The organism is Roseovarius sp., assembly GCF_018066915.1.
Classification (GTDB): Bacteria; Pseudomonadota; Alphaproteobacteria; order Rhodobacterales; family Rhodobacteraceae; genus Roseovarius.
On record NZ_JAGPVV010000111.1, the window covers coordinates 1 to 4211 of the forward strand.

The window sequence follows — 4211 nt, forward strand, 5'->3', positions numbered from 1 at the left end:
TCCTGCGGTTCTCTCATAAACTGCGAATCTGTGCCGAGTCGAGACCTGCGTGGTAGGAGCGTGAGCATCTCTGAGGACCAGTGCATCCGGATCACGGAGATGCTGGCCGATTTCAGATCAGAAATGGTGGGTAACACCCTGATATAATGTATATTCGTAAGCGGTGAATGGATTGGTGTGGCTAATCTGATCATCTCTATTAATTACATAATACTGATTATGCGAATTACGGATTAACCTGGGGCACATTCTAAACTGGGTTGCGACAAATCCTCTATCTTGTTGGAAAGCAAGGAGAATGAAGATGGCCCACACAGAGCTGGATTTGCGTGAGAGACGTGTAATCGAGGACATGCTCAATGCAAAATTTTCGATCAGAAAAATTGCCGCTGAGCTTGGGAGACACCGCTCAACAATCTATCGCGACATCAAGAGGAACTTTTACACCGATGGTGAACTGTCGAATCTCAGTGGCTACTATGGTGTAATTGCACAGCGGAAAGCAGAAGCCCGGCGTGCGCGGCGGCGGAAACTGATCCGTCTCCCCAAGCTTCGGAAGGCCGTCATCACTCAGTTGAAAGAAGGCTGGTCACCCGAGCAGATTGCCGGTCGGCTTGCATTTGAAGGACATGCCATTCGCGTAAGCCATGAAACTATCTACACCCATGTTTACAGCGCTGAAGGGCAATCGGAACAACTCGCCAGATACCTTCCAAGTCGCCGCAAGAAACGGCGGCCCCGGTATGCTAGACGCCCTAGGGGACAGGTATTTCCGCCAGATCGGTCCATTCATCAGCGCCCCGAGCACGTGGACGCGCGCGAGATATTTGGCGACTGGGAAGGCGATCTGATGATTTTTGAGCGCGCCCAAGGCAACATGAATGTTGCTTCCATTGTCGAGCGCAAGACGAGGTTCGCCGTATTGTTCCGCAACAATGATCGCAGCTCCACCCACTTCATGCGCAAGCTAATGGATGTGATGGAACCCCTACCCCAGCCGGCCCGCAAATCGATCACCTTCGACCGTGGTTTCGAGTTCAGGGAGTGGCGGAAGCTCAAGTCGGGAATCGGCACTGACAGCTGGTTCTGTGACCCACAAGCACCCTGGCAAAAGGGCTCGGTCGAGAACCTTAACAAACGCGCAAGACGATACCTGCCCCGTGACACCCAACTCGCGGCGCTCTCAAATCGCAATATGAAGGCGATTTGCGACCGCCTCAACGGCACCCCAAGAAAGTGTCTTGGTTGGCGCACACCGACGGAAGCATTCAGGGAAGAATTGATGAAACTGAAATAGCGGAAACTGTCGCAACGACCCTTGAGTCATCATGTTCAGGACCGGCTGCACCGGTTCATGACGATCTGCATACGGTGATCGGGGCATGAAAAATGCCCCGACAGCGGGTCCTTGCACGGTGCTTCCATCACTCTCAGGCTAAGCCAGGTGGCCACACCCGCAAAGACCACACCGCCAAGCGCCTGCCCCAAAAGCACCCCCGGCGCGCCCCAGATCATGCCGAAGGCGACGGCAAAGGGCCAGATGCCCAGCGTGTTGCGCGCCCAGTTGACCCATGTCGAGTAACCCGGATGCCCAAGGTTGTTGAATGAGGCATTGGCGATGAAGATCGCGCCGTTGAAGAAGGACGCGAGCGCCAGAGGACCGAGAAAGAGATAGAGCAGGCTGCGCATCTGTCCGGTGGCGTCAAAGAGATCGGCAATCGGCGCGCGCAGTGCAAAGAGCAGCGCCGACATGGTGAGGACATAGAGCGCCAGGAATTTGAGCCCGTCAAAGAAGGTCTCTTGCACCCGGTCCAGCCGCCCTGCCCCGAAATTCTGGCCAAAGATCGGCCCGATTGCGCCCGACAGCGCCAGCACCACAGAAAAGACCACTGGAACCAGACGATTGATCACCGCCATGCCCGCCACTGCATCGGCCCCGTATTTGGCCATTTCGCGCGTGACGATCGCGGCGCCCACAGGGGTTGCGACGGTCGCCAGCATGGCCGGGGCTGCAATGCCGATGGCGCCGCCACAATCGCGCACCACGCAAGCGAAATGCGGCTTGGCAAAGGCCCGGTAGCGGGTAATGGCAAAGCCTAGGGCCAAAACCATGGTCGCCACACGTGCGAAGACGGTCGCCACCGCCGCTCCTTCAAGGCCCATATTGAGGCTGAAGATCAGGATCGGATCGAGCACGAGGTTGACGCCCGCGCCCAAGAGCGCCGGATACATCGCCCCCCGCGCATCGCCATAGGCGCGCAGCACCGCCACCGCCACCATCGAGAGACCCGAGACAAAGGTCGTGGGCAGGATGATCCAGAGATAGGTCGCGGCCATGTCGCGCATCGCGCCCTCTGCGCCGACCAGCCCGAGAATGTCGTCGATAAACGGCAATGCAAGCAGCGGCACAAGGAGGCCCACAGCCACCGAAATCACCGCCGTCGCACTGGCCGCGTCGCGTGCGGCAGCGCGGTCGTTGCGCCCTTCGGCCTGCGCCACAAGCGCGCCTGCGGCGATGGAGAGGCCGATGTTGATGGCGCTGGCAAAGAACATGATGGTGCTGGCATAGCCCGCAGCGGCCGCCAACTCCTCGCGTCCCAACATGGAAATGAAAAGAATATCAATGAGATCCACGGCAAAGATGGCCATGAGGCCAATGCTCGAGGTAAAGGACATCACCGAGATGTGCCGAAAAAGATTGCCTTGGGTAAAGCTGCCGCCGGTATCGGTGAGGGCCATGTCATGCTCCTGCTACATCACGGATGCTGAGATAGCCCTGCTGGGCCGCGGCGCAAGTGGTGCGCGGTCAACACTAAGTGTGCAAATATGCTCAGCGGCGGGCCGCCACGGCATGCACGAGGCGTGCGCCGGTTTCGTAGTAGAGTGACTTGAGGATCACGAACTGTTCGGAATGGCTCTCGACCACGGGCACCGGCAGGCCGCTGTCGTCGCCCGACAAGAGCGCCAGAGCAGCGGCCCGGCCAAAGACGGTGCCGGGGCCGATACCGCGCCCGGAATACCCAAAGATTGCCAGCGCGCCCGGCCCCATGCGTTGAATCCGGGGCAAATGGTCATGGGTCATGGCGATGCGCCCGGCCCAGGCATGGGCAATCTCAGACCCCGCCAAACGCGGGTAAAGCTGGGCCAGTTTGCGCCGCGCCCAATTTTCATGGAGGGCTGCATCGCCGCCCATGCCGCCCAGAATCACACGCCCTGCCCGGTCGCGGCGCACCGAGGTCATCACGAGGCCGGTATCCCAACAGCCCTCACCCCCGGCCAGAATATCGCCCGCCAGATTGTCGCCAATAGGGGCGGTTGCCAGTTGGAAATACTGGACAATCGGCACGTCGGGGCGGGTCACATGGGTGATGGGGCGGTGATAGGCATTGGTGGCAATGAGCAGATGCCGCGCCCGGAGTTTGCCGCTGGGGGTGGTGATGATCCACTGGCCGCTGCGGTGTTCTGCGGCGGTGACTGGGGTCTGCTCGCAAATCAAGGCCCCTGCGTCATGGGCGGCGCGGGCCAGGCCGCGTGCATAGGCGAGCGGCTGAATGGTGCCCGCGCGCGCATCGTGGAGCGCGCCATAAAACCTATCAGTTCCGGTACGTTGCGCGGTGGAGTTCATGTCAATCAGGCGCACCGGCGCGCCGCGTGCCGCGAGTTGCGCGTGGCGCGATTTCAGGTCTGCCATGGCCTTGGGCGCGTGGGCGAGATGCAGGGTGCCGTTGCGGGTGGCCTCGCAGGCGATGTCGTGCTGTGCGATGAGGTCAAAGACCAGCGTTGGGGCCTCGGCCAGAACCGTGTTGAGATGTTCGCCCGCCTCTGCCCCGAGGATCTTGCACACCTCATCAGGCGGCAGCCAGAGCCCTGCGTTGACAAGCCCCACGTTGCGGCCAGAGCCCCCCTCACCCACGGTTTCGGCCTCGAGCACCGCCACATCGGCCCCCTGCCCTGCGACATGAAGCGCCGCCGACAGGCCCGTGAACCCCGCGCCGATGATGGCCAGATCCACCATGCGTTCGCCGCGCAAAGGCGGCGCTGCGAAGGTCTCGAGAGCGCTCTCGCGCCAGAGGTTGCCAAGGCCCGGCATCGATCAGAAGAACGCCTGAAGCCCGGTCTGCGCCCGGCCAAGGATGAGCGCATGCACATCATGCGTGCCCTCGTAGGTATTGACCGTTTCGAGATTGACCATGTGGCGAATGACCTGAAAC

General features: G+C 60.6%; 3 protein-coding genes and 1 pseudogene. 1 reads left to right on the forward strand and 3 read right to left on the reverse strand.

What is annotated here, in order from left to right:
* Nucleotides 1-298: 298 nt before the first annotated feature.
* A complete protein-coding gene (locus KBT70_RS06020) occupies nucleotides 299-1297 on the forward strand; it encodes an IS30 family transposase (protein WP_296629749.1) in 999 nt (332 codons plus the stop codon).
* A 35-nt stretch (nucleotides 1298-1332) separates the two neighbouring features.
* On the opposite strand, the gene KBT70_RS06025 is transcribed toward KBT70_RS06020, so the two are convergent.
* From KBT70_RS06025 to KBT70_RS06035, 3 genes and pseudogenes are all read right to left on the reverse strand, one after another.
* Nucleotides 1333-2739, reverse strand: coding sequence for an MATE family efflux transporter (locus KBT70_RS06025; protein ID WP_296629750.1), 1407 nt, complete (start codon nucleotides 2737-2739; stop codon nucleotides 1333-1335).
* Between the two features lie 91 nt (nucleotides 2740-2830).
* Complete coding sequence (locus KBT70_RS06030; RefSeq protein ID WP_296629752.1) at nucleotides 2831-4090, reverse strand: FAD-binding oxidoreductase; 1260 nt, start codon at nucleotides 4088-4090, stop codon at nucleotides 2831-2833.
* A gap of 3 nt (nucleotides 4091-4093) precedes the next feature.
* Nucleotides 4094-4211 (reverse strand): annotated as a pseudogene (locus KBT70_RS06035) (glutaryl-CoA dehydrogenase); the annotation flags it as partial.

Excerpts from the sequence above, each read along its gene's own strand:
- KBT70_RS06020 (WP_296629749.1), top strand. The coding sequence starts at position 299 with ATGAAGATGGCCCACACAGAGCTGGATTTGCGTGAGAGACGTGTAATC.
- KBT70_RS06025 (WP_296629750.1), bottom strand. The coding sequence starts at position 2,739 with ATGGCCCTCACCGATACCGGCGGCAGCTTTACCCAAGGCAATCTTTTT.
- KBT70_RS06030 (WP_296629752.1), bottom strand. The coding sequence starts at position 4,090 with ATGCCGGGCCTTGGCAACCTCTGGCGCGAGAGCGCTCTCGAGACCTTC.